Raw genomic sequence first — 20,314 nt, 5'->3', positions numbered from 1 at the left:
TTGTTCCTTTTTGTTATTTAACGTGCCGCGGAGCCCTCTCCGTCGGTCGTGAATATAAAAAGCCCCGGACCGGTGTCCGAGGCTCTTTGGTCTGCTCGGTCCGTGAGTGTTAGGCGGCAGAAACGGCCTGTTGGGCAACAGCCACGATGTCGGCGCGATCTACGCCAATATCAGCCAGTTCGTGGTCGGTCAGGTTCGACAGTTCGCGAACGGTATTCTTGAAGGCTTTTGCCTGCACACGGCTGGTGCGGAAATCCTCGATGGCGCGCTGGATGCGGCCTACGACGTCGATGGGTTCGATGTACAAAGAATGTGCATGTTGCATTGTAAGTGTCCTTAAGAGCTCCGGTGCGCCACGCCGGTGCCAAGCGCGTTGTTTCAAATTCTGAAGCTCAAATAGGCTGAAAAATTGTGCAGACAACGCAAAAATCCGCATGCCCGTTATGCAGTTTGCGAATGTCGAGGTTAACTCCGGTAGCGCAAACAACAATTTCGCTCCGAAGGCGGCGGGTCAGGCCACAAAAAAACGCCCCCGCAAAAGCGGAGGCGTCTTCTAAAAGCTTATGAGCGGTTAGCTCAGCCCTTTTCTTCGATGATTTTCACAAGATGCGGAATCTTGTTAACCATGCCACGAACGGAAGGTGTGTCTTCCAGTTCACGGGTGCGGTTCATCTTGTTCAGGCCCAGGCCCACGAGAGTGGCGCGCTGGTCTGCGGGGCGACGGATCGGCGAACCGACCTGTTTTACTACGATGGTTTTAGCCATAACTCAGTCTCCTTACTCTGCAGCTTCGGCAGGTGCTTCATCCTTGCGCAGGATGTCAGCAACTTTCTTGCCACGACGAGCAGCAACCTGACGGGGGCTGGCTTCTTTTTTCAGACCGTCGATGGTTGCGCGGATCATGTTGTAGGGGTTCTGCGAACCGATCGATTTCGAAACAACGTCTTTGACGCCGAGCATTTCGAAAACGGCACGCATCGGACCACCTGCGATGATACCGGTACCTTCAGGTGCGGTACGCATAACCACTTTACCGGCGCCGTGACGGCCTTCCATATCGTGGTGCAGGGTACGACCTTCGCGCAGCGGCACGCGGATCATCTGACGCTTGGCTTGCTCGGTGGCTTTGCGGATGGCCTCAGGGACCTCTTTCGCTTTACCTTTGCCGAAGCCTACGCGGCCTTTTTGATCGCCGACAACAACCAGAGCTGCGAAGCCAAAGTTCTTACCACCTTTGGTGGTCTTCGAAACACGGTTGATCGCTACGAGACGATCGGCGAATTCCGGGGTTTCTTCTTCGCGGTTGCGACCGCGGCCCCGGCGGTTTTCACGTTCTGCCATTTGGCATTCCTTTATCTACTGGCGCGTGGCGCCTAATTCTGTCCGATCCCAGTGAAGTCAGGCCGAAACCCAACCTCCCGGATCATCGGGGGGACGCGCCACATCGCAGCACGTCCCCCGCAAGTTTTTATACGCTCAGGCCACCTTCACGCGCAGCGTCGGCCAGGGCCTTCACTTTGCCGTGGAAGAGGAAACCGCCGCGATCGAAATAAGCTTCGCTCACGCCAGCCTTCTTGGCACGTTCGGCAATCGCGGCACCCACTTTGGTGGCTGCTTCGATGTTGTTTTTGCCGACAACGCCAAGATCTTTCTCGAGCGACGAAGCTGCCGCTACGGTCACGCCAGCACGGTCGTCGATCAGCTGAACGCTGATGTTCTTGTTGCTGCGGTGTACCGAAAGACGCATCTTGCGATCGCCATTGACCTTGCGAAGTTTGTTCCGGACGCGCAGGCGGCGCTTGAGGAACAGTGTCCGTTTGCTGTTTGCCATCTGTCTGGTCCTTACTTCTTCTTACCTTCCTTGCGGAAGATATATTCGTCTTTGTACTTGATACCTTTGCCTTTGTAGGGCTCGGGCTTACGCCATTCGCGGATGTTCGCCGCAACCTGGCCAACCAGCTGGTTGTCAGTACCTTCAACGATGATTTCGGTCGGCTTCGGCGCGGTCACAGTGATACCGGCCGGAACTTCGAAGTTCACTTCGTGCGAGAGACCGAGCGACAGCTTCAGGGTGTTGCCCTGCATCTGCGCACGATAACCAACACCGTTGATTTCGAGTTCTTTTTTGAAGCCCGAGGTTACACCAGTCACCATGTTTGAGATGACGGTGCGGGACATGCCCCATTGCTGACGTGCACGCTTGGACGAGCCGCGCGGTGTCACTTTCACAACGTTGTCTTCTACTGCAACGGTGACGTCGTCAGTTGCAGTGAAAGACTGGGTGTCCTTCGGACCTTTGATTTCGATGGTCTGGCCGGAGACAGAAGCAGTTACGCCGCTGGGCAGCTCGACCGGTTTTTTACCAATACGAGACATTACAGCTCTCCTTAGAAGACCGTGCAGAGCACTTCGCCACCAACATGGTTGGAGCGTGCGCTTGCATCCGACATCACACCTTTAGAGGTGGAGACAATCGACACACCCAGGCCCTGACGGACGGTTGGGATGTCATCAGCGCCCATGTATACGCGACGACCGGGCGTGGAAACACGCTTCAGCTCACGGATAACAGGAGTGCCTTCGTAGTACTTCAGGCTGATTTCGAACGCCGGATGGCCGTTCTCTTCAGACGCCTCGTAGCCGCGGATGTAGCCTTCGTCGGCCAAAACATCCAGAACCCAGCCGCGCAGTTTGGAAGCTGGGGTCGAAACCACAGACTTGCCACGCATCTGGCCGTTACGGATACGGGTCAGCATATCACCGATAGGATCGTTCATAATTCTCTCTCCTTACCAGCTAGATTTGACCATGCCGGGGATCTGACCTGCAGAACCCAGCTCGCGCAGCGCAATACGGGAGACCTTCAGCTTACGGTAGTAAGCGTGGGGACGACCGGTCAGCTGACAACGGTTGTGAAGACGTGTTGCCGAGCTGTTGCGCGGCAGTTTGGCCAGTTTCAGACGCGCTTTGAAACGCTCTTCCATCGGCTTAGACTCATCGGCTGCGATTTCTTTCAGCTCGGCACGCTTGGCGGCGTATTTCGCTACCAGACGTTCGCGCTTCTTCTCGCGTTCGATCATTGCTTTTTTAGCCATGTCGTAATCCTTCCCGCCTTACGAGGTGAACGGCATGTTGAAATGCTTCAACAGGCTCTTCGCTTCGGCATCGGTTTCAGCATCGGTGGCGATGACGATATCCATGCCCCAGTTTTCGTCGACTTTATCAAAGTCGATTTCCGGGAACACGATGTGCTCTTTCAAACCGGTGGCAAAGTTGCCACGGCCGTCAAAGCTCGGCTTCACACCACGGAAGTCGCGGATGCGGGGCATCGCAACGGTGATCAGACGATCGAGGAATTCGTACATACGGTCGCCACGCAGGGTCACCTTGGCACCCATCGGCATGCCTTCGCGAACGCGGAAGCCGGCAATGGAGTTCTTCGCCACGGTGGTCAGAGCTTTCTGGCCCGCGATTGCGGTCAGATCAGCCTGTGCTGACTTGGCTTTCTTGCTGTCTTTCACGGCTGCACGGCCACAGCCGATGTTCAGCACGATCTTTTCCAGCTTCGGGATCTGCATGTCGTTCTCATAGCCGAACTCTTCTTTGAGAGCGGCCCGGATGGAATCCTTGTAGAGCGACTTCAGACGCGGGGTGTAGTCTGCATTATCAAGCATCAATCACGTCCCCCGTGGTTTTTGCAAAGCGTACTTTCTTGTCGCCTTCCATACGGAAGCCGACGCGGGTTGCTTTACCGTTTGCGTCCAGCAGAGCCAGGTTCGACAGTTGGATCGGCATCGCCTGAGGGATGCGACCGCCCTGTGCGGTTTGGCTTTGTTTGGTGTGGCGGATTGCGATGTTCACGCCATCCACAACAGCTTTACCGGCTTTGGGGTCAACAGAGGAGATAGTGCCCTCTTTGCCTTTGTCCTTACCGGCCAATACGACGACCTTGTCGCCTTTTTTCAGCTTAGCAGCCATCTTACAGCACCTCCGGCGCGAGCGAGATGATCTTCATGAAGTTCTTGGCGCGCAGCTCACGAACAACCGGGCCGAAGATACGTGTACCTACGGGCTCGTTGCTGTTGTTCAGAATAACAGCTGCATTGCGATCGAAACGGATCGCGGTGCCATCTTCACGACGGACTTCTTTAGCGGTGCGAACGACGACGGCCTTACGGACGTCACCTTTTTTAACGCGACCACGAGGAATGGCTTCCTTAACCGAGACAACAATAACGTCGCCTACGGATGCGTACTTACGCTTGGAGCCACCCAGAACCTTGATGCACTGAACTCGGCGAGCGCCGGAGTTGTCAGCAACATCCAGGTTTGTTTGCATCTGGATCATGTGGTTTCTCCCGACCTATGGGGCAGCGATGCGTGCTGTGGTCCCCAGGGTTTCGACTAAACTAAAAAGTTTCAGTCGCCAGGAGTCTCTTTACAGAGACTCTTAGGCTTCCAGAACTTCCCAGCGTTTGGTTTTCGAACGCGGAGCGCATTCGATAATGCGAACAGAGTCACCTACTTTGTAGGCGTTGTTCTCATCGTGAGCCCGGTACTTTTTGGACTTACGAATGGTTTTCTTCAGAACGGGGTGTGTGAAACGGCGTTCCACGGACACGGTTACGGTCTGGGCGTTGGCGTCCGAAGTAACGGTGCCTGTCAGGATACGTTTGGGCATCTATCTAGCTCCTATTACTCTGCTGCCGACTTGGCTTTTTCGTTCAGGATGGTCTTCACGCGAGCAGCGTTGCGACGCGCTGCACGGATCTGAGCCGGGTTTTCCAGTTGGCCAGTGGCTTGCTGGAAACGCAGGTTGAACGATTCTTTCTTGAGGTTGGCCAGCTCTTCACGAAGCTGATCCGGCGTTTTTTCACGCAGTTCGTTGGCGTTCATCGCCTCTTCCTTTCTCATACATCAGAAGGCCCCCGAGATATGTGCGAGGTTACCTTTTGACCTGATGGACAAATGATAAAAACACGAATCCCGTAACAACGGAATCCGCGAGATGGCGCTCTATACGGGGGAGTCGCGGGGATGGCAAGGGCCGTTGGCATCCAAACGCGAATAAAACAAAGGGCGCCTCGCCTTATGTGGCCTCAGCCGTTGCTGCAAACTCGGTCGGGCTGACACCACTCCAGCCGCGGAATGCGCTGGAAAACGTTGCTTGCTCTCCATAGCCAAGAAGAAAGGCCGTTTCCGTAACCGTTCGGCCCTCCTGCAAATAGGCCTTTGCCAACCTGAACCGCAAGTCGTTGCACAACGACCGAAAGGTGACGCCTTCTGCGCTCAGTCGGCGCGTCAGCGTACGGCGCGTGGTGCCCATATTGGAAGAAACCTCATCAGCGGTCAGAAACCGCCCGGGCAACGCGTCAAGAAGCATCCGCTCCACCCTGTCGCGTGTCGTGCGGTCCTGCGCACCATGATGTGTCAATTGTGCCTCTGCCAAGTCCGTCAAATGGGCAAGCAGATCGGGATCGAACCGCGCCAAACGTGTATCCAGCGTCATCAATGAGAACTTCAGACCGGTGAAGCTGCCTCCAAATCTCACAGGACCACCTGCGATCCGCTCAAAGTCGCGCAACTCTCCCAAAAGACGGTGCTGGAACACAACCTTCTGCGGACGGGTGGTGCGTTGCGAAATGCTTTGAATCCGCGCCAACGTGCCAAACACCAGAAACTCTTGATACCTGTCATTGGACCGCAATCCGGCAAGGGTACTTCCCACCGACAAGGTCGCGCCGTCCTCAGTGGACAAAAGGTCAAAAATCGTCGTCGGATCCGAGAGCCGAAAAAAACGTCCCGCACTCAGGATCGCCTCCCGCAGCGTCGCGGAATTGGACCCGATATATGCAGAAAGTGAAGGCGCGTCCGAATAGGCCATGCCAAATTGGGCGCCCAAAGTTGGGTCCGAAGCAGTCAAACACGCTTCACGCACCAGAGCCGCCTCCTGGTTTATAGTGGCCGCTGTTCTCATCTTCGGATTTCGCCCGACCCGCGCAAGCAAACGATCTTCTGTCTGCGCCCCCAGCTGACGCCGCACACATTTGCTCACATGACCGAACCGAACACTTTTTATCTCTTTCATGGTGTCAGCATACCGAGGTTGCCGCCAAAACAAAGCCAAAGCCCCGCCTGCTATACAGGCGAGGCTCCAGCCTCCCTCACTTGTGCGCCCCGGAGTTATCCGTTGCGGCTATTCTGTTTGCAGTTGCGTTTGTCAGCGCCCGCTGCGCCTTCGGTCTGACGGCAATCCTGGCGGTCGTCGCGACGGTCCTGACGGCGGTCCATGCCAACGGTGTCTGCCACCTGATAGCTTTCACTCACCACCGCATCCGCAGGGCCAGTGGTGCTGGCAGCCGAATAGGCAAATGCCAGCGGCGCGGAGAGGGCGAGAACAACGGCGGCGGAAGCGATTTTGGTGAGCATTTTTAAGTCCTTTCGTGTGACTGTTTGGTGTTGCTTGATGAAATAAAAATGGGGTGCTCACCGCCGTGTGACGTGGGAATTTGGGACGAACACATTGGAATTTGGGACGAGTTGCGGTTTCTCTTTGGAGACTAGCCAAAAAGCAAACGCCGCTCCCCATGGAACGGCGTTTTCATCTTCATTTCGCCGGAGCGAAGATCAATCCAGCATCGGATTGAACATCTGTGTTGTGGTCATGTCTGGCGCACCGCCAACCCGCATCAAGGCCGGCACACCTCCTTTGCCGAAAACGACGCTTATCCCGACATGCAACCTTGTCACCCAAAGGCTGTGATCCGCAGACGGGGGCATTTCGTTCAAAAGCGTCCGTGACACACCGGCATTTAGCATCAGCGGGCGACCCCCTACCTGCCCTACCCTATGGCGCACATAGACGCCGAACCCGCCGCCATCGACCGGATCTGCGGTCGCGCCATCCCAATCCATCTCGCCGCGAAAATACGCGGCAAATACCCCGACTTGGGTGTCAGCATCCAAGGCGTATTCACTTTGAAGCTTGAGAACCCCCGCGTCGCTCAGCGTTTCCGGATCAGCCGTTTCAATCACGTCCATGAAGCTTAGACTTGCTCCATGGCTCCATGCGCCTGCCTGATAGGCTCCGCCAATTCCCAGCAACCGATAAGTGGCATTCTGGTCGCTGTCGTCACCAACAAATCCCACGGACCCTAGCCCGGCGAAGCCTCCGACAAAGTGGCGAGACTGCAGTTGACCAAGTGTGATCACCGCTTGCGATGCTGCCTTGGGGCCCTCATTGGTCGGCACGCCAAAGCCATTGAACAAGGGTGTATCTGTGCGCGCCGTTTGCGCCGAAAAACGCCACGCAAATCCTCCGTTATAGACCGCACCGATGTCGCCAAAGGCATTCAGAGCATTCAAGCTGCCTGGCTCATCAAATGGAAACCCCGTGGTGTTCACCCCGTTTCCACCTGCGTTGTAGCCCCCAAATTCAAGCCCGAGTTCCCCGAACATCCGGGTTTCAGCTGTGGTTGTCTGTGTCACGCCAAACGACAGCAGAAACCCCACCGCCCAAAGTGTCGTCTTCATATTAGTTCCGTTGATTTCATTGTCCCCATAGCCAATGGCCTCTAGCCTTTGACTAAAATTGTCCTGAACTGCGCAGGCCGCGCGCTCAAGCTGAAATCCAAAACATGGTTAACGACAGCACCCCCGTAGGCTCTTTGCCTCGGGGGTGCCAGTGTTTTAGCTGCGACGCTCTCTGATCAAGCCAATCGTGACCGAAACACACATCAGCATTAGCACGATCGCAAACGGGAACCCTGTCGCAATCGATGCCGCCTGAAGCGCACCCAAGCCGCCGCCCAACAGCAAAACAATCGCAATCGCGCCCTCTAGAATGCACCAGAACACCCGCTGGGCGGTTGGTGCGTCTGTCTTGCCTCCGGCCGTAATCGTGTCGATGACCAACGAGCCTGAATCCGAACTGGTGACAAAGAAGACCACCACCAGAACAATGCCGATGAAAGACAATACACCCGTCAAAGGAAAGGCTTCGAACATTTTGAACATCTTAAGCTCAAGGGCTGCCTCACTCATTGCTTGACCGGCGCCACCGATAACCTGCTCAAGTGCGGCCCCGCCAAAAACGCTCATCCATAGCGCGCCAACAAGGGTCGGGATCAGCAAGACGCAGATGATAAATTCGCGAATTGTACGTCCGCGAGAGATGCGTGCGATGAACATCCCAACAAACGGTGACCAACTGACCCACCAAGCCCAATAGAATGTCGTCCAGCCCTGCATGAAATTCGTGTCTTCCCGACCAACCCAATTCGACAGAGCCGGCAAATGGGTGACATAGTTCGCCATCCCCGAAAAGAAGCCGGTCACAATGGCCACCGTTGGGCCAACAAGCAAAACAAGCACCAACAACGTCGCCGCAAGGATCATGTTGGCTTCCGACAGACGCTTGACGCCTTTCTCAAGACCGGCAATCACCGATACCAGGGCAAAGGCCGTAATCAGCACGATCAAAAGCACGCTCATTCCGTCGCTGATCGGCACCCCGAACAAATAGTTCAAACCGGCAAGAGCCTGACTGGCTCCCAGCCCAAGGGAGGTTGCCAAACCAAAGATCGTTGCGAACACGGCAAGGATGTCGATGATATGCCCGATGGGCCCCCATGTCGCTTCCCCAAAAAGCGGATAAAACACCGATCTCATCGTCAACGGCAGCCCGCGATTAAAGCTAAAAAAGGCCAGTGCCAACGCCACGATCGCATAAATCGCCCATGGGTGCAGACCCCAATGGAATATCGTCGCAGCCAGTGCCAAATCATGCGCCGCTTCAACGTTGCCTGCCGCGGCACCAAGCGGAGCCCAATCTGTCCGCAAACCGTCATCGCCGATCACCACGCCCCCAACGGACGCACCATAGTGCGAGATCGGCTCGGCCACGCCCCAAAACACCAATCCGATGCCCATGCCCGCAGCAAACAACATCGAAATCCACGCGACATAGCTATAGTCGGGCTTGGCGTCATCGCCGCCCAGCCGGATTTTGCCCAATGGCGACACCACAAGGAACAGGGCAAACACCACGAAAAAGTTGCAGGCAATCATGAACACCCAGTCAAAGTTGCTGGTCAACGCTGGCCGCAACCAACCAAAAAACGCGCCAGCCTGTTCCTGGAACACCAGCGAGAAGAACACGAATGCTACGATGGTAAGCCCGGAGATCGCAAAAACCGGGTTGTGAATGTCGAGTCCGAAAACCTGAACATTGTCCTGACCAACTTCATAGTCAGTGTCTTCTTCCGCCATCTGGACCTCCTAAAGGTATCGGGATTTCCCCAACCCCTATCGGTGAAGCCTATGGCGCCGGAAGAACATGCGCGACCTTTTATCTAGTTTTCACGGCGGAAAGCTGACCAAAGGGAAACTTTATTCCCATTTGTAGTTGAAGCTCACGCTAATACGCTCATCTTCGGACATGTTCATCGGGACTTCGTGCCGAAGCCAGCTTTCCCACAAGAGCACGTCCCCGACATCGGGTTTAACATAAATAAAAGGCTCCAACTCACGGCGCGCACCTTTGCGCCGCACAGGTGCCGCCATCATGCGACCGGATCGTGGGTCTTCGATCTTCAAGGCACTCGCCCCATCAGGCATTGCCACATATGTGGTCCCGCTGATCACCGAATGCGGATGCAAATGAGACGAATGCATCCCCCCCTCCGGCAGGATGTTGATCCAAAGGTCTTCCAGAACAAGACTGCGTCCGTCGAGATCGAACTCTAGGTCCTCGACAAAAGCTGCCACATGCTTGTCCAGCGCTTCGACAATATCGGCAAAAACCGGAAACCGCCACGGAAGGTCGGTCAACGACGCATAGGAGGTATAGCCCGGATACCCCTTTTCTTCGCACCACGCCTGTCCGGCTTCATCATCTTCAGCGATGGAATAACAAGACGCCTCCAACTCCTGAGCATCGACCTTGGGGCCGAATTCGGAAAGGCGGGCGCGATACAGGCGGGTCACAAAGAGAGATTCGATCTGGCTCATGCCTTCTCCTATCGCAGCACCTTGAAATAAGCGAGATAGAACACAAGCAGACTTGTTTTGAGGTACGACCAAATGCGCATAGAAGAAGCCGCGAAGTTCCGCACCAGATAGCGCAGCGCCAAATTAGTCAAACAGACTATCATCGCGTCCCGACATCGTCAGGCGCGCCGCTTGCTGTCCACAAGACTATGATGCACGTTTGATGCGCGACCTTCGTCGATCATTTGAGCCAACGCCGCCAACCATTCTTGCGCTAAATCGGAATGTCCCTTACGCAACGCCCGCAGCGCCATTTCCCGTTGAGGACAATCTGGAAAGTCTCGGATGATCTCCGATACCTTTAATTCTACCGCAGCCATGTTAGGCGCCTCCGCTCGACTGACGCAGCGTAACACAAGTGCTTTGCATCGCAAAACGACAATTCACACCCTCAAGGCGCCGTTCCCCAAAAGAAAAACCCCGCCGTGTTCACGACGGGGTTTTCAATTTTCAGACAGGCGAACCTGACAAAGACTTACCAGTCTTCACGCACCACAACGCGGGTTTTCACCGGCAGTTTCATGGCTGCGAGACGCAGGGCCTCACGTGCGACGTCGTCGGACACACCGTCGATTTCGAACATGACGCGGCCAGGCTTCACTTTGCAGACCCAACGGTCCACGGAACCCTTACCTTTACCCATACGAACTTCGATCGGCTTCGCGGTCACAGGCACGTCGGGGAAGATACGGATCCATACACGACCCTGACGTTTCATGTGACGGGTCATTGCACGACGCGCCGCTTCGATTTGACGGGCAGTCACACGCTCAGGTGTGGTCGCCTTCAGACCGTAGGAACCGAAGTTCAGGTCCGAACCGCCTTTAGCCAGACCTTTGATACGGCCTTTGTGCTGTTTGCGGAATTTTGTACGCTTTGGTTGAAGCATTGTTCAGTCTCCCTTAGCGACGACCGCCTGCACCGCGAGGTGCCGGGCCGTCCTGGGCTTCTTGCGCACGACGATCACGCGCCTGCGGATCATGTTCCATGATCTCGCCTTTGAAGATCCAGGTTTTGATACCAATGATCCCGTAAGCGGTCGTGGCTTCCACGTGTGCGTAATCGATGTCCGCGCGCAGAGTGTGCAACGGAACGCGACCTTCGCGATACCATTCGGTACGTGCGATCTCGGCACCACCCAGACGACCAGCGACGTTCACCCGGATACCCAGGGCGCCCATGCGCATTGCGTTCTGAACGGCACGCTTCATCGCGCGACGGAAAGACACACGGCGCTCCAGCTGCTGAGCGATGGACTCGCCAACCAGCGTTGCGTCGAGTTCCGGCTTACGCACTTCAACGATGTTGAGGTGCAGCTCGGAGTCGGTCATCGAAGCGATCTTCTTGCGAAGTGTCTCGATGTCCGCGCCTTTTTTACCGATGATCACGCCCGGACGTGCAGTGTGAACAGTCACACGGCATTTCTTGTGGGGGCGCTCGATGATCACGCGTGCGATACCGGCTTGCTTGCACTCGGTTTTGATGAACTCACGGATTTTGAGATCTTCCAGCAGAAGATCGCCGTAGTCCTTGGTGTCAGCATACCAGCGGCTGTCCCAGGTGCGGTTCACCTGAAGGCGCATGCCAATCGGATTGACTTTGTTACCCATTAGGCTTGCTCCTCAACTTGACGCACCTTGATCGTCAGTTCCGAAAACGGCTTGATGATCTTGCCGAAACGACCACGGGCCCGCGGGCGACCGCGTTTCATGGTCAGGTTCTTACCAACATACGCTTCCGCAACGATCAGCTCGTCAACGTCCAGGTTGTGGTTGTTCTCGGCGTTGGCGATTGCGGACTGAAGGCATTTCTTCACGTCTGCTGCGATACGCTTGTTGGAGAAAGTCAGGTCGGTCAGAGCCTTCTCAACTTTCTTGCCGCGGATCATGCCGGCTACGAGGTTCAGTTTCTGCGGGCTGGTGCGAAGCATGCGCGTTTTCGCCATTGCTTCGTTTTCAGCCACGCGGCGGGGGTTCTTTGCCTTGCCCATGACTTACTTCCGTTTCGCTTTTTTGTCAGCTGCGTGACCGTAATAGGTCCGGGATGGCGAATACTCACCAAACTTCTGACCGATCATGTCTTCAGTGACGTTGACAGGGATGTGCTTCTGGCCGTTGTACACACCAAAAGTCAGACCCACGAACTGGGGCAGAATGGTGGAACGACGGGACCAGATTTTGATCACTTCGTTGCGGCCGGATTCGCGAACAGCTTCTGCCTTTTTCAAGACATAGGCGTCAACAAAGGGGCCTTTCCATACAGAGCGAGACATAGATTAACGTCCCTTCTTCTTGGCGTGACGCGAGCGGATAATAAGCTTTTGCGACGCTTTGTTTTTGTTGCGGGTGCGTGCACCTTTGGTCGGCTTACCCCAGGGTGTCACAGGGTGACGACCACCAGATGTACGACCTTCACCACCACCGTGCGGGTGATCGATCGGGTTCATAACAACACCACGGACCGACGGACGCTTGCCTTTGTGGCGCATACGACCGGCTTTACCGAAGTTCTGGTTGGAGTTGTCAGGGTTGGACACGGCACCAACGGTGGCCATGCATTCCTGACGCACGAGGCGCAGTTCGCCCGAGGACAGGCGGATCTGAGCGTAGCCACCGTCACGACCAACGAACTGAGCGTAAGTACCAGCTGCACGGGCGATCTGGCCGCCTTTGCCCGGTTTCAGTTCGATGTTGTGAATGATGGTACCGATCGGCATGCCCGAGAACGGCATTGCATTGCCCGGCTTGATGTCGGCCTTTGCAGACGCGATCACCTGATCACCTACTGCCAGACGCTGAGGAGCAAGGATGTAGGCCTGCTCGCCATCTTCATATTTCACGAGTGCGATGAACGCAGTCCGGTTCGGGTCGTATTCGATCCGTTCAACGGTTGCTGCGACATCAAATTTGTTGCGTTTGAAATCAACGATCCGGTAGAGGCGTTTTGCCCCACCACCGCGGCGACGCGATGTGATCCGTCCGGTGTTGTTCCGGCCGCCCGACTTCGTCAGACCCTCAGTGAGGGCTTTGACAGGGCGTCCTTTCCAAAGTTCCGAACGGTCGATCAGCACCAACCCACGTTGGCCCGGCGTCGTCGGCTTATACGACTTAAGTGCCATGCTTTCTGTCTTCCGTGTGCATGCAAAGAGCGTGCTCTCTGCGTAGATGAAGGCCCCTGCTCGCTGGTTTTGCTACCAAATCCAACTACTAAGGTGCCAAGTTTTTAGGCCCCCGTAGGTGCCCAGCTCAAAAAGGCATGCAGCCCCAGAACGAATCTGAGGCCACACGACTTGCGCGATATAGCGGGGTTGCGGGGTGGTGGCAAGTGGAAGGGCTGTTTTTGTTGGGCTGGGAAATGATTCAGCTGGACAGCTGCATGTTGCTATTCGCGAAGTACCAAGTCATAGCAAGCTACAGCCGGCGTATCGTTTGAAAGTAGCGACAATTTGGGAGGTGTTCTGCCACTCAGCGATGAGACTGTTAGAGCGAAATACTCTCGACAACTCAATCCGGACCTACCAATAAGTTCAAGCTGCTCTTTATAAGGGTATACAAACGATGGCATTTCAAATTTTTTGCCGTTCGAGGTTACGAACTCGGCAACGTCGTCCTTTCCTCCCAAGCGAAATCTAGAGCTCCACTCATGCGCAGGTGAAGTAAAAACTAGCCGACCGTCAGGCCGCAACACCCGTCGCATTTCGTCCCAAAAAGAAGGGGTGTTGTATGGGTCTCCCAAAGAGGCAATCACAAGAGCGGCAGAAGAGGATTGGAGAGAGGTTTCGCTTGCGTCTGAGCGTTGCAACTTTGCTCCCATTTGCCCCCATTTTTGCGAATAAGTCAGCATAGTTTCTGATCCATCTAACAAAACTACGCGATGCAGGGCTTCTCCTTTCAGGGCGATCGGAGCTAAAATGGAATCTCCGGCCCCAATTTCAACTAACACACCCTGTGTAGGAAGCTTTAAAACGCAAGCATTGACTGCTTGCAGACTTAAATCCCTCAAAGCCGCACAGGTCGGATGTAGTCCAGGATCATAGTATTCTTTTGCCACGGCCTCATAGGCGTTCATTGCGCTAACCTTTCTTACCGAGAATACTCAAACTCGGCGCGGCTGTTCTGAGCGGCGCTAGAACCGCCGCTAACGCTTTGGCCAGCCCTTTAACCGAAGTTGATTCCTCAATTTTCTTCGATTTCTCCGTCGCCTCGATATCATTACCAAAAGCGTCCTGGGCAGTTGAGTCAACAAAAACGATCCCGACCGGGATTCCCTCATGTTTGACGACTATGCTTAAGCTTGAAGGCCGCCCACTGAGTTGTCCTCTAGCCTCCTCCTCGGTCATCCCCCAATTCTCAACCAATGCATCAACAGAAACGTAGCCGAAAAGGGCATTCCCAGTACCGTGGGACTTTCCGGTACGCCAAGTACGCCCGATAATGCCGAACCGTTGCGAATTTCTACGATGAGCCCCTCCTCCCTTAGGGTAATAGTCAACTAGCTGATATAGATACTCGGGAAAGATCACATCGTTTACATGAACGGTTGCACGCATATCCTGGGTATCTTTCAAACCATTTTCAATCACCACGTTCTTAAGGTGCTCTCCAATATCTTGAATTAAAGATAGTCGTTCATATTCTTCGGCCGAACCATCAACGAGTTCTTGGAAAGTACCCCTTAGTTCGCGCTGAACAAGTTGTAGCGTTTCCGAATTGATTTCAATCTCGACTCCACCTGCACTGATTTTCCTGATCAGTTGAGTTCCCAATCCGAGGACTCGACCGAGGCGACGGTTGTATGCCACGAAAATCAGGCCCAAGATCAAAGTCAAAGGCCAAATAAGCACCCTTAACAACTCAACAATTCCTGAGCTTGTATGCACACTCGGCGACGTTGTCTGAGAGCCGGTGTGAGAAGTCTCCTCATTGCCCCCTCCGTTTTCAGTCAACGTTGCGAAAGATCCGTCAATTTTGAAACTTTGGATAAAGTCCTGCCTTAGCAATAGGTCGGCGATACATATAGAGACGATTGCTACAGCCGCAGGCAAAATGGCGATAGTAAGAATATTGGGTCTCATGGTAAACTCCGATCAACAATTGGTTGTAATTTACCACTACACACCCCTTAAGATAAGCACTAAAATAGCCCCCTGCCATCTCATGTAGGGGCTTTTCTTTTTCTCAAATAAGACCATCAATTACAGACCGGTGGACACGTCGATCGTATTGCCTTCTTCCTTGGTCCCATAAGACTTTTTCACGTCTTTGCGCTTGCCAAGCTGGCCGCGGAAACGTGTGACTTTCCCTTTGGTGTTCGTGGTGTTGACCGCTTTGTACTCAACACCAAAACTCGCCCACATCGCCCTGCCGCTTTTGGGTATGCTCGACCGCGGGATTTCCGCTAACATCTGCGAAACCGACACTGCGACCTTGCCGGAGACCTCTATGAACCTTGATGCTATTGTCGACCTCAAGACTTACCCGCTCGCGGACCAAGCGTTCCGCCAATCTTGCAAAGACACCTTCGACCAAACCGGCGTGCTATCCATGCCCGGCTTTGTGACTCCGATGGCAATCGACACCATTCGCAAAGAGGGCGACGTAAATCAGGACAAGGTCTACGCCAAAACCGAGGAACACACCGTATATCTAAGCGCACCTGATCCGGCCTACGCAAAGGACCATCCCCGCAATCGGCTGGTTGTCTCCTCCAAGGGCTGCATCACCGACGATTTGATCCCGCAGGACTCCGCCCTCCGGTCACTCTATAACTCCGAGGACTTCCGAAGCTTTCTCTGTGAGGTGCTGGGCGAAGAGGCGGTCTATCAATACGCCGACCCGCTTTCGTCGATCAATTTGCATTTCGCGCGCACAGGCCAAGAGCTGGGCTGGCATTTCGACAACTCGTCTTTTGCGATCACACTCATGGTACAAGCGCCCGAAAAAGGCGGGCAGTTCGAATATGTGGAAAACGTTCGGGATGCTGACGCGGGTGACATGAACTTTGACGCCGTCGGCGACATTCTGGACGGCACCACACCGGTCAAGGAACTGATCGCAGAGGCCGGAACGTTGGTCTTCTTCCGTGGCCGCAATTCGATGCATCGGGTCGCTCCCAACGAAGGAGAACGCACCAGAATGCTCGCGGTTCTGGCATACAACTCAGAGCCCGGAGTATCCCTGTCCGAAGAAGCCAGACTGACATTTTATGGCCGCGTAAGCTGACACCTAAAGGGCGGAGCCTCCAATCACTCCGCAAGAACGTGCCGCAAACAAAAAGCCCCCCGCCATCTCTGGCAGGGGGCTTTTCAATTTCTCAAAGAAGACCGTCTATTACAGACCGGTGGACACGTCGATTGTGTTGCCTTCTTCCAAGGTCACGTAAGCCTTTTTCACGTCTTTACGCTTGCCAAGCTGGCCGCGGAAACGTTTGACTTTACCCTTGGTGATGGTGGTGTTGACCGCTTTGACCTTTACACCAAAGAGCGCTTCAACAGCTTCTTTGATCATCGGTTTGTTGCTGTCGATCGCCACTTCGAAAACCACTGCGCCGTTTTCGGACGCCATGGTGGATTTCTCGGTGATGACCGGCGCGCGGATCACGTCGTAATGTTCTGCCTTCGCACTCATTTCAAACGAGCCTCCAGAGCTTCGATCCCCGCTTTGGTGATCACCAGAGTGTCACGCTTGAGGATGTCGTAGACGTTCGCACCCATCGTCGGCAGGATGTCCAGACCTTCGATGTTGCGCGATGCTTTCAGGAAGTCTTCGTTGACCGATGCGCCGTCGATGACCAGAGCGCGTTTCCAGCCCAGGTTCTTCACCTGTTTGGCCAGAGCAGCAGTCTTGCCCTCAGTCGCAGCGTCTTCGATGACAACCAGTTCACCCGCTTTGGCTTTCGCAGACAGAGCATGCTTCAGGCCAAGTTTGCGGAACTTCTTCGGCAGGTCGTGACCGTGCGAACGCACAACCGGACCTTTGTAGATGCCACCACCGCGGAAGATCGGCGCGTTACGGTCACCGTGACGTGCGCCACCGGTGCCTTTTTGGCGATAGATCTTCTTGGTCGAGTAAGAAGTTTCAGAACGGGTTTTCACTTTGTGAGTACCAGCCTGAGCATTGTTACGCTGCCAGCGAACCACACGGTGCAGGATGTCCGCGCGGGGCTCCTGACCGAACAGGTCTTCAGACAGTTCAACAGAGCCGGCTTTGGAACCGTCAAGTTTGATCACGTCAAGTTTCATGCTTCACCACCTTCCGCGGCAACTTCTTCCGCAGGTGCTTCAGTTGCAGCAACTTTCAGACCAGCCGGGAAAGGCAGACCTTCAGGCGCTTTTTTCTTCACGGCGTCTTTGACGGAAACCCAACCGGATTTCGGACCAGGTACGGCGCCTTTGATGAACAGCAGACCACGGTCGGCGTCGGTTTTGACGACTTCCAGGTTCTGCGTGGTCACGCGGACTGCACCCATGTGACCGGCCATTTTCTTGCCTTTGAAAACCTTACCGGGATCCTGACACTGACCAGTCGAGCCGTGCGAACGGTGGCTGATCGAGACACCGTGTGTCGCGCGCAGGCCGCCGAAGTTGTGGCGTTTCATGGCACCGGCAAAACCTTTACCGATCGAGGTGCCCGCAACGTCCACTTTCTGACCTTCAAGGAAGTGCTCTGCGGAGATTTCCGCACCCACTTCAATCAAGCCATCTTCGGACACGCGGAACTCGGCCAGCTTGCGCTTGGGTTCCACTTTCGCGTTTGCGAAGTGGCCACGCATGGCTTTGGAGGTGCGTTTGGCCTTGGCGGAGCCAGCGCCGAGCTGAACAGCGGTGTAGCCGTCCTTCTCGATGGTACGCTGTGCAACAACCTGCAGGCCGTCGAGTTGGAGAACGGTCACAGGGATCTGCTTGCCGTCTTCCATGAACAAGCGGGTCATGCCCACTTTTTTCGCGATAATACCGGAGCGCATCTGATACTCTCCTTATACCGAGATCTGAACGTCCACGCCGGCCGCGAGGTCGAGCTTCATCAGCGCGTCCACGGTCTGCGGGGTCGGATCAACGATGTCGAGCAGACGCTTGTGCGTACGGATCTCGAACTGATCGCGGGATTTTTTGTCAACGTGGGGACCACGCAGAACGGTGAACTTCTCGATTTTGTTCGGAAGCGGGATCGGGCCGCGAACCGTTGCGCCTGTGCGCTTTGCGGTTGCTACGATTTCCTGTGTGCTGGCATCCAGGACACGGTAATCAAAAGCCTTCAGCCGAATGCGAATATTTTGACTTTGCATTACGTCAGCCTTTTGTAGGCGTGGGAGTTGAGAGGAGGACCTGCGACCACCGCAAACCCTCATCGAACCCAAAAGGCGGGAATCACCCCGCCTTCAAATTCTCAATGAGAACTCGCGCGATATATCGGGGGCTGACGCGAGTGGCAAGGGGTTAATGTCTGTTTGGGATATCGTCGCGTTGGCGGCTCACTCTTAATAACGTTCAAAGACCGACGGACGCCAAAGGGTCTCGCAATCGCTGAATGTGGCCGAGGCTTGGAGCCCCTTAGTCAAATACACCACGTTTTGCACCAAAGGTCACATAGCGCTCAACCGCTTCCATGTCTTCGATAGAAACGCCCGAAACATTCAACTTGGCCAGCGCCTCGCCCATTGACCAGTCCAGACGCGCTCCGAACTGACGCGCCACCATGGGCGCGATCTCGGGGTGCGATTGCACCGCCTCAGTCAAAGCACCCTCAATCGCAGCACGCAGCTCACCGGTCGGGGTTTGTGCTTGAATCGCGAGTGCTTCGACAATCAATTCCTGCGCCACAGGCAAGGCGGCCTCCGATACAAGATACCGGTCCACCAAGGCTTCCACCGCCGCAACACCGGCGACTTCCATCCAAGCCACCGAGTTCACTCCGGCAAGTGGACCAATCGAGGTCAGATTTCGCGCCACACCAGCCTCAAACAATGCCGCATGCTCAGCGCCACCATTCAGCCCTAGAAGAAGCAATCTGATCGGCTTAAGACCGCGTTCTGTCGGCAGGTTCAAATCCCTCAGCAACAAGGCGGTCGGAACAACCGGCATTAAAGCCTGCAAAGTGCTGTATTCGGCGCGATCCAACTCACGCAGCGCCCATTGATGAACCCTTTCATCGCGGTGCAGCAACAAGGCAGAAAACAGCCGGAACATATCTTCGTCCTGCCCCTGCTGCCACTCAGCAAGGCGATGCACCACTTGCTCAACAACAGCGCGGTTGCTGGCATCGACCAGTATAGACCGCTCCCAATCGTCAGTTTCGCCATCCTTAAGAAACAAAACCTTCGCGTCAGGATTGACCTTCATCACCCGCCGCGTGCGGCTATCCACGAGTCCCGGCAGCGTCTGCCTCTCATTTGCGCCCACCAGTGTCCTCTCAATGGCGAACCGAAACGGAGATTCTCGGTCAGCTCCGGCCAAAACCACGCTCGGCGCATCCATCAGGCGCTCCACAAGTGTTTCGGTTGGCGCGTAGACATGAAACCCGCAGGCCTGCGCAGGACCGTGTGTCGCCAACAGGCCAACTATTGCGCCAATGGCAGCGCATGACAAATGTCGAGGTTCCAACAATCTGCTTTTCAAATGTCACACCAAGGACTTGCTCGTTTGAGTACAGGGGAGCCTAGCACAATTCAGTCGCAGAGTAAGGATCTCAAACTCTCCGCCCAAAGCAAAAGAGCCGCCCCTTGGGGCGGCTCTTTCGTATTTCAACCGTCTTGGCTTTCGGGCGCTTTCAAGCTGGCTTGAAAGCCCCGGTCGCCTAACGGGCGTTTTGCTTACGCAAAGCCACCCTTACTCAACGATTTTGGACACAACACCGGAACCAACAGTGCGGCCGCCTTCGCGGATAGCAAAGCGCAGGCCCTGCTCCATCGCGATCGGTGCGATCAGCTCAACGTTGAACTTCAGGTTGTCGCCAGGCATCACCATCTCGGTGCCCGCAGGCAGCTCAACAGTGCCGGTCACGTCAGTGGTCCGGAAGTAGAACTGCGGACGGTAGTTCGCGAAGAACGGCGTGTGACGGCCACCTTCATCCTTGGTCAGGATATAGGCTTCTGCTTCGAACTTGGTGTGCGGGTTCACGGAACCAGGTGCGCAAAGAACCTGACCACGCTCAACCGCTTCACGGTCGATACCACGCAGCAGGGCGCCGATGTTGTCGCCAGCTTCGCCGGAATCCAGCAGCTTGCGGAACATTTCAACACCGGTACAGGTGGTGGTCTGGGTGTCTTT

At 55.2% G+C, this 20,314-nt stretch carries 33 protein-coding genes; 1 reads left to right on the top strand and 32 read right to left on the bottom strand.

Annotation, left to right across the window (positions count from 1 at the left end):
* Positions 1-109: 109 nt before the first annotated feature.
* The 26 genes from BM069_RS18345 to rplW all read right to left on the bottom strand — a co-directional run bounded on the left by BM069_RS18345 (position 110) and on the right by rplW (position 15,454).
* Positions 110-325, bottom strand: coding sequence for a DUF1127 domain-containing protein (locus BM069_RS18345; protein ID WP_139216247.1), 216 nt, complete (start codon positions 323-325; stop codon positions 110-112).
* A gap of 251 nt (positions 326-576) precedes the next feature.
* Complete coding sequence (rpmD, locus tag BM069_RS18340) at positions 577-765, bottom strand: 50S ribosomal protein L30 (protein WP_093325874.1); 189 nt, start codon at positions 763-765, stop codon at positions 577-579.
* A 12-nt stretch (positions 766-777) separates the two neighbouring features.
* Positions 778-1,341, bottom strand: a complete 564-nt coding sequence (rpsE, locus tag BM069_RS18335; protein ID WP_093325872.1) for a 30S ribosomal protein S5 — start codon at positions 1,339-1,341, stop codon at positions 778-780.
* Positions 1,342-1,468: 127 nt separating this feature from the next.
* The gene (gene rplR / locus BM069_RS18330; RefSeq protein ID WP_093325871.1) at positions 1,469-1,831 is read right to left on the bottom strand and encodes a 50S ribosomal protein L18; all 363 of its coding nucleotides are present in this window, start codon (positions 1,829-1,831) and stop codon (positions 1,469-1,471) included.
* Positions 1,832-1,842: 11 nt separating this feature from the next.
* Positions 1,843-2,376 (bottom strand): 50S ribosomal protein L6, encoded by a 534-nt coding sequence (rplF, locus tag BM069_RS18325; RefSeq protein ID WP_093325869.1) that lies wholly within the window; start codon positions 2,374-2,376, stop codon positions 1,843-1,845.
* Positions 2,377-2,387: 11 nt separating this feature from the next.
* Complete coding sequence (gene rpsH, locus BM069_RS18320) at positions 2,388-2,777, bottom strand: 30S ribosomal protein S8 (RefSeq protein WP_093325868.1); 390 nt, start codon at positions 2,775-2,777, stop codon at positions 2,388-2,390.
* A gap of 12 nt (positions 2,778-2,789) precedes the next feature.
* Entirely contained in the window at positions 2,790-3,095 is a 306-nt protein-coding gene (gene rpsN, locus BM069_RS18315; RefSeq protein ID WP_093325866.1) for a 30S ribosomal protein S14, read from the bottom strand.
* 18 nt (positions 3,096-3,113) lie between these two features.
* Entirely contained in the window at positions 3,114-3,674 is a 561-nt protein-coding gene (gene rplE, locus BM069_RS18310; RefSeq protein ID WP_093325865.1) for a 50S ribosomal protein L5, read from the bottom strand.
* Positions 3,667-3,978, bottom strand: a complete 312-nt coding sequence (rplX, locus tag BM069_RS18305; protein WP_093325863.1) for a 50S ribosomal protein L24 — start codon at positions 3,976-3,978, stop codon at positions 3,667-3,669. The genes rplE and rplX overlap by 8 nt, the downstream gene beginning before the upstream one ends.
* 1 nt (position 3,979) lies before the next feature.
* On the bottom strand, positions 3,980-4,348 hold the full coding sequence (rplN, locus tag BM069_RS18300) for a 50S ribosomal protein L14 (RefSeq protein ID WP_093325862.1): 369 nt from the start codon (positions 4,346-4,348) through the stop codon (positions 3,980-3,982).
* A 102-nt stretch (positions 4,349-4,450) separates the two neighbouring features.
* A complete protein-coding gene (gene rpsQ / locus BM069_RS18295) occupies positions 4,451-4,681 on the bottom strand; it encodes a 30S ribosomal protein S17 (protein ID WP_058238287.1) in 231 nt (76 codons plus the stop codon).
* A 14-nt stretch (positions 4,682-4,695) separates the two neighbouring features.
* A complete protein-coding gene (rpmC, locus tag BM069_RS18290) occupies positions 4,696-4,896 on the bottom strand; it encodes a 50S ribosomal protein L29 (RefSeq protein ID WP_093325860.1) in 201 nt (66 codons plus the stop codon).
* Positions 4,897-5,089: 193 nt separating this feature from the next.
* Positions 5,090-6,088 carry an AraC family transcriptional regulator gene (locus tag BM069_RS18285; protein ID WP_093325859.1) on the bottom strand — a complete coding sequence of 333 codons (999 nt, stop codon included), beginning with the start codon at positions 6,086-6,088 and terminating at the stop codon, positions 5,090-5,092.
* A gap of 95 nt (positions 6,089-6,183) precedes the next feature.
* Positions 6,184-6,429, bottom strand: coding sequence for a hypothetical protein (locus tag BM069_RS18280; RefSeq protein ID WP_093325858.1), 246 nt, complete (start codon positions 6,427-6,429; stop codon positions 6,184-6,186).
* Between the two features lie 198 nt (positions 6,430-6,627).
* Positions 6,628-7,533 carry a hypothetical protein gene (locus BM069_RS18275; RefSeq protein ID WP_093325856.1) on the bottom strand — a complete coding sequence of 302 codons (906 nt, stop codon included), beginning with the start codon at positions 7,531-7,533 and terminating at the stop codon, positions 6,628-6,630.
* Positions 7,534-7,689: 156 nt separating this feature from the next.
* Positions 7,690-9,270 carry a BCCT family transporter gene (locus BM069_RS18270; protein ID WP_093325855.1) on the bottom strand — a complete coding sequence of 527 codons (1,581 nt, stop codon included), beginning with the start codon at positions 9,268-9,270 and terminating at the stop codon, positions 7,690-7,692.
* Positions 9,271-9,390: 120 nt separating this feature from the next.
* Positions 9,391-10,011, bottom strand: a complete 621-nt coding sequence (locus tag BM069_RS18265) for a 2OG-Fe(II) oxygenase family protein (protein WP_093325853.1) — start codon at positions 10,009-10,011, stop codon at positions 9,391-9,393.
* Positions 10,012-10,169: 158 nt separating this feature from the next.
* The gene (locus BM069_RS19700) at positions 10,170-10,370 is read right to left on the bottom strand and encodes a hypothetical protein (RefSeq protein ID WP_139216246.1); all 201 of its coding nucleotides are present in this window, start codon (positions 10,368-10,370) and stop codon (positions 10,170-10,172) included.
* A gap of 155 nt (positions 10,371-10,525) precedes the next feature.
* On the bottom strand, positions 10,526-10,939 hold the full coding sequence (gene rplP / locus BM069_RS18260) for a 50S ribosomal protein L16 (RefSeq protein ID WP_093325852.1): 414 nt from the start codon (positions 10,937-10,939) through the stop codon (positions 10,526-10,528).
* Positions 10,940-10,952: 13 nt separating this feature from the next.
* Positions 10,953-11,660, bottom strand: a complete 708-nt coding sequence (rpsC, locus tag BM069_RS18255) for a 30S ribosomal protein S3 (RefSeq protein ID WP_093325850.1) — start codon at positions 11,658-11,660, stop codon at positions 10,953-10,955.
* Positions 11,660-12,040: a 50S ribosomal protein L22 gene (gene rplV / locus BM069_RS18250; protein ID WP_093325849.1), complete on the bottom strand. Its 381-nt coding sequence runs from the start codon at positions 12,038-12,040 to the stop codon at positions 11,660-11,662. The genes rpsC and rplV overlap by 1 nt, the downstream gene beginning before the upstream one ends.
* Before the next feature lie 3 nt (positions 12,041-12,043).
* The gene (rpsS, locus tag BM069_RS18245; RefSeq protein ID WP_093325848.1) at positions 12,044-12,322 is read right to left on the bottom strand and encodes a 30S ribosomal protein S19; all 279 of its coding nucleotides are present in this window, start codon (positions 12,320-12,322) and stop codon (positions 12,044-12,046) included.
* A gap of 3 nt (positions 12,323-12,325) precedes the next feature.
* Complete coding sequence (rplB, locus tag BM069_RS18240; RefSeq protein ID WP_058238274.1) at positions 12,326-13,168, bottom strand: 50S ribosomal protein L2; 843 nt, start codon at positions 13,166-13,168, stop codon at positions 12,326-12,328.
* Positions 13,169-13,431: 263 nt separating this feature from the next.
* Entirely contained in the window at positions 13,432-14,118 is a 687-nt protein-coding gene (locus tag BM069_RS18235) for a class I SAM-dependent methyltransferase (protein WP_093325846.1), read from the bottom strand.
* A 4-nt stretch (positions 14,119-14,122) separates the two neighbouring features.
* Positions 14,123-15,124: a hypothetical protein gene (locus tag BM069_RS18230; RefSeq protein WP_093325845.1), complete on the bottom strand. Its 1,002-nt coding sequence runs from the start codon at positions 15,122-15,124 to the stop codon at positions 14,123-14,125.
* Positions 15,125-15,244: 120 nt separating this feature from the next.
* Positions 15,245-15,454 (bottom strand): 50S ribosomal protein L23, encoded by a 210-nt coding sequence (rplW, locus tag BM069_RS18225; RefSeq protein ID WP_093325843.1) that lies wholly within the window; start codon positions 15,452-15,454, stop codon positions 15,245-15,247.
* A gap of 37 nt (positions 15,455-15,491) precedes the next feature.
* On the opposite strand from rplW, the gene BM069_RS18220 reads away from it, so the two are divergent.
* Positions 15,492-16,271 (top strand): HalD/BesD family halogenase, encoded by a 780-nt coding sequence (locus tag BM069_RS18220; protein ID WP_093325842.1) that lies wholly within the window; start codon positions 15,492-15,494, stop codon positions 16,269-16,271.
* 108 nt (positions 16,272-16,379) lie between these two features.
* On the opposite strand, the gene BM069_RS18215 is transcribed toward BM069_RS18220, so the two are convergent.
* From BM069_RS18215 to BM069_RS18190, 6 genes are all read right to left on the bottom strand, one after another.
* Positions 16,380-16,676, bottom strand: a complete 297-nt coding sequence (locus BM069_RS18215) for a 50S ribosomal protein L23 (protein WP_093325840.1) — start codon at positions 16,674-16,676, stop codon at positions 16,380-16,382.
* Positions 16,673-17,290: a 50S ribosomal protein L4 gene (gene rplD / locus BM069_RS18210; protein WP_093325839.1), complete on the bottom strand. Its 618-nt coding sequence runs from the start codon at positions 17,288-17,290 to the stop codon at positions 16,673-16,675. The genes BM069_RS18215 and rplD overlap by 4 nt, the downstream gene beginning before the upstream one ends.
* Positions 17,287-18,012, bottom strand: a complete 726-nt coding sequence (rplC, locus tag BM069_RS18205) for a 50S ribosomal protein L3 (RefSeq protein WP_093325837.1) — start codon at positions 18,010-18,012, stop codon at positions 17,287-17,289. The genes rplD and rplC overlap by 4 nt, the downstream gene beginning before the upstream one ends.
* A gap of 12 nt (positions 18,013-18,024) precedes the next feature.
* On the bottom strand, positions 18,025-18,333 hold the full coding sequence (gene rpsJ, locus BM069_RS18200) for a 30S ribosomal protein S10 (RefSeq protein ID WP_054003514.1): 309 nt from the start codon (positions 18,331-18,333) through the stop codon (positions 18,025-18,027).
* A 265-nt stretch (positions 18,334-18,598) separates the two neighbouring features.
* Entirely contained in the window at positions 18,599-19,597 is a 999-nt protein-coding gene (locus BM069_RS18195) for a hypothetical protein (RefSeq protein ID WP_212611565.1), read from the bottom strand.
* A gap of 276 nt (positions 19,598-19,873) precedes the next feature.
* A partial coding sequence (locus BM069_RS18190; RefSeq protein ID WP_342028878.1) for an EF-Tu C-terminal domain-related protein occupies positions 19,874-20,314 on the bottom strand: 441 nt, incomplete at its 5' end.

Origin of the sequence: Shimia haliotis (assembly GCF_900114415.1) — a bacterium.
Taxonomy (GTDB): domain Bacteria; phylum Pseudomonadota; class Alphaproteobacteria; order Rhodobacterales; family Rhodobacteraceae; genus Shimia; species Shimia haliotis.
This window is presented reverse-complemented; position numbering and strand designations above follow the sequence as displayed.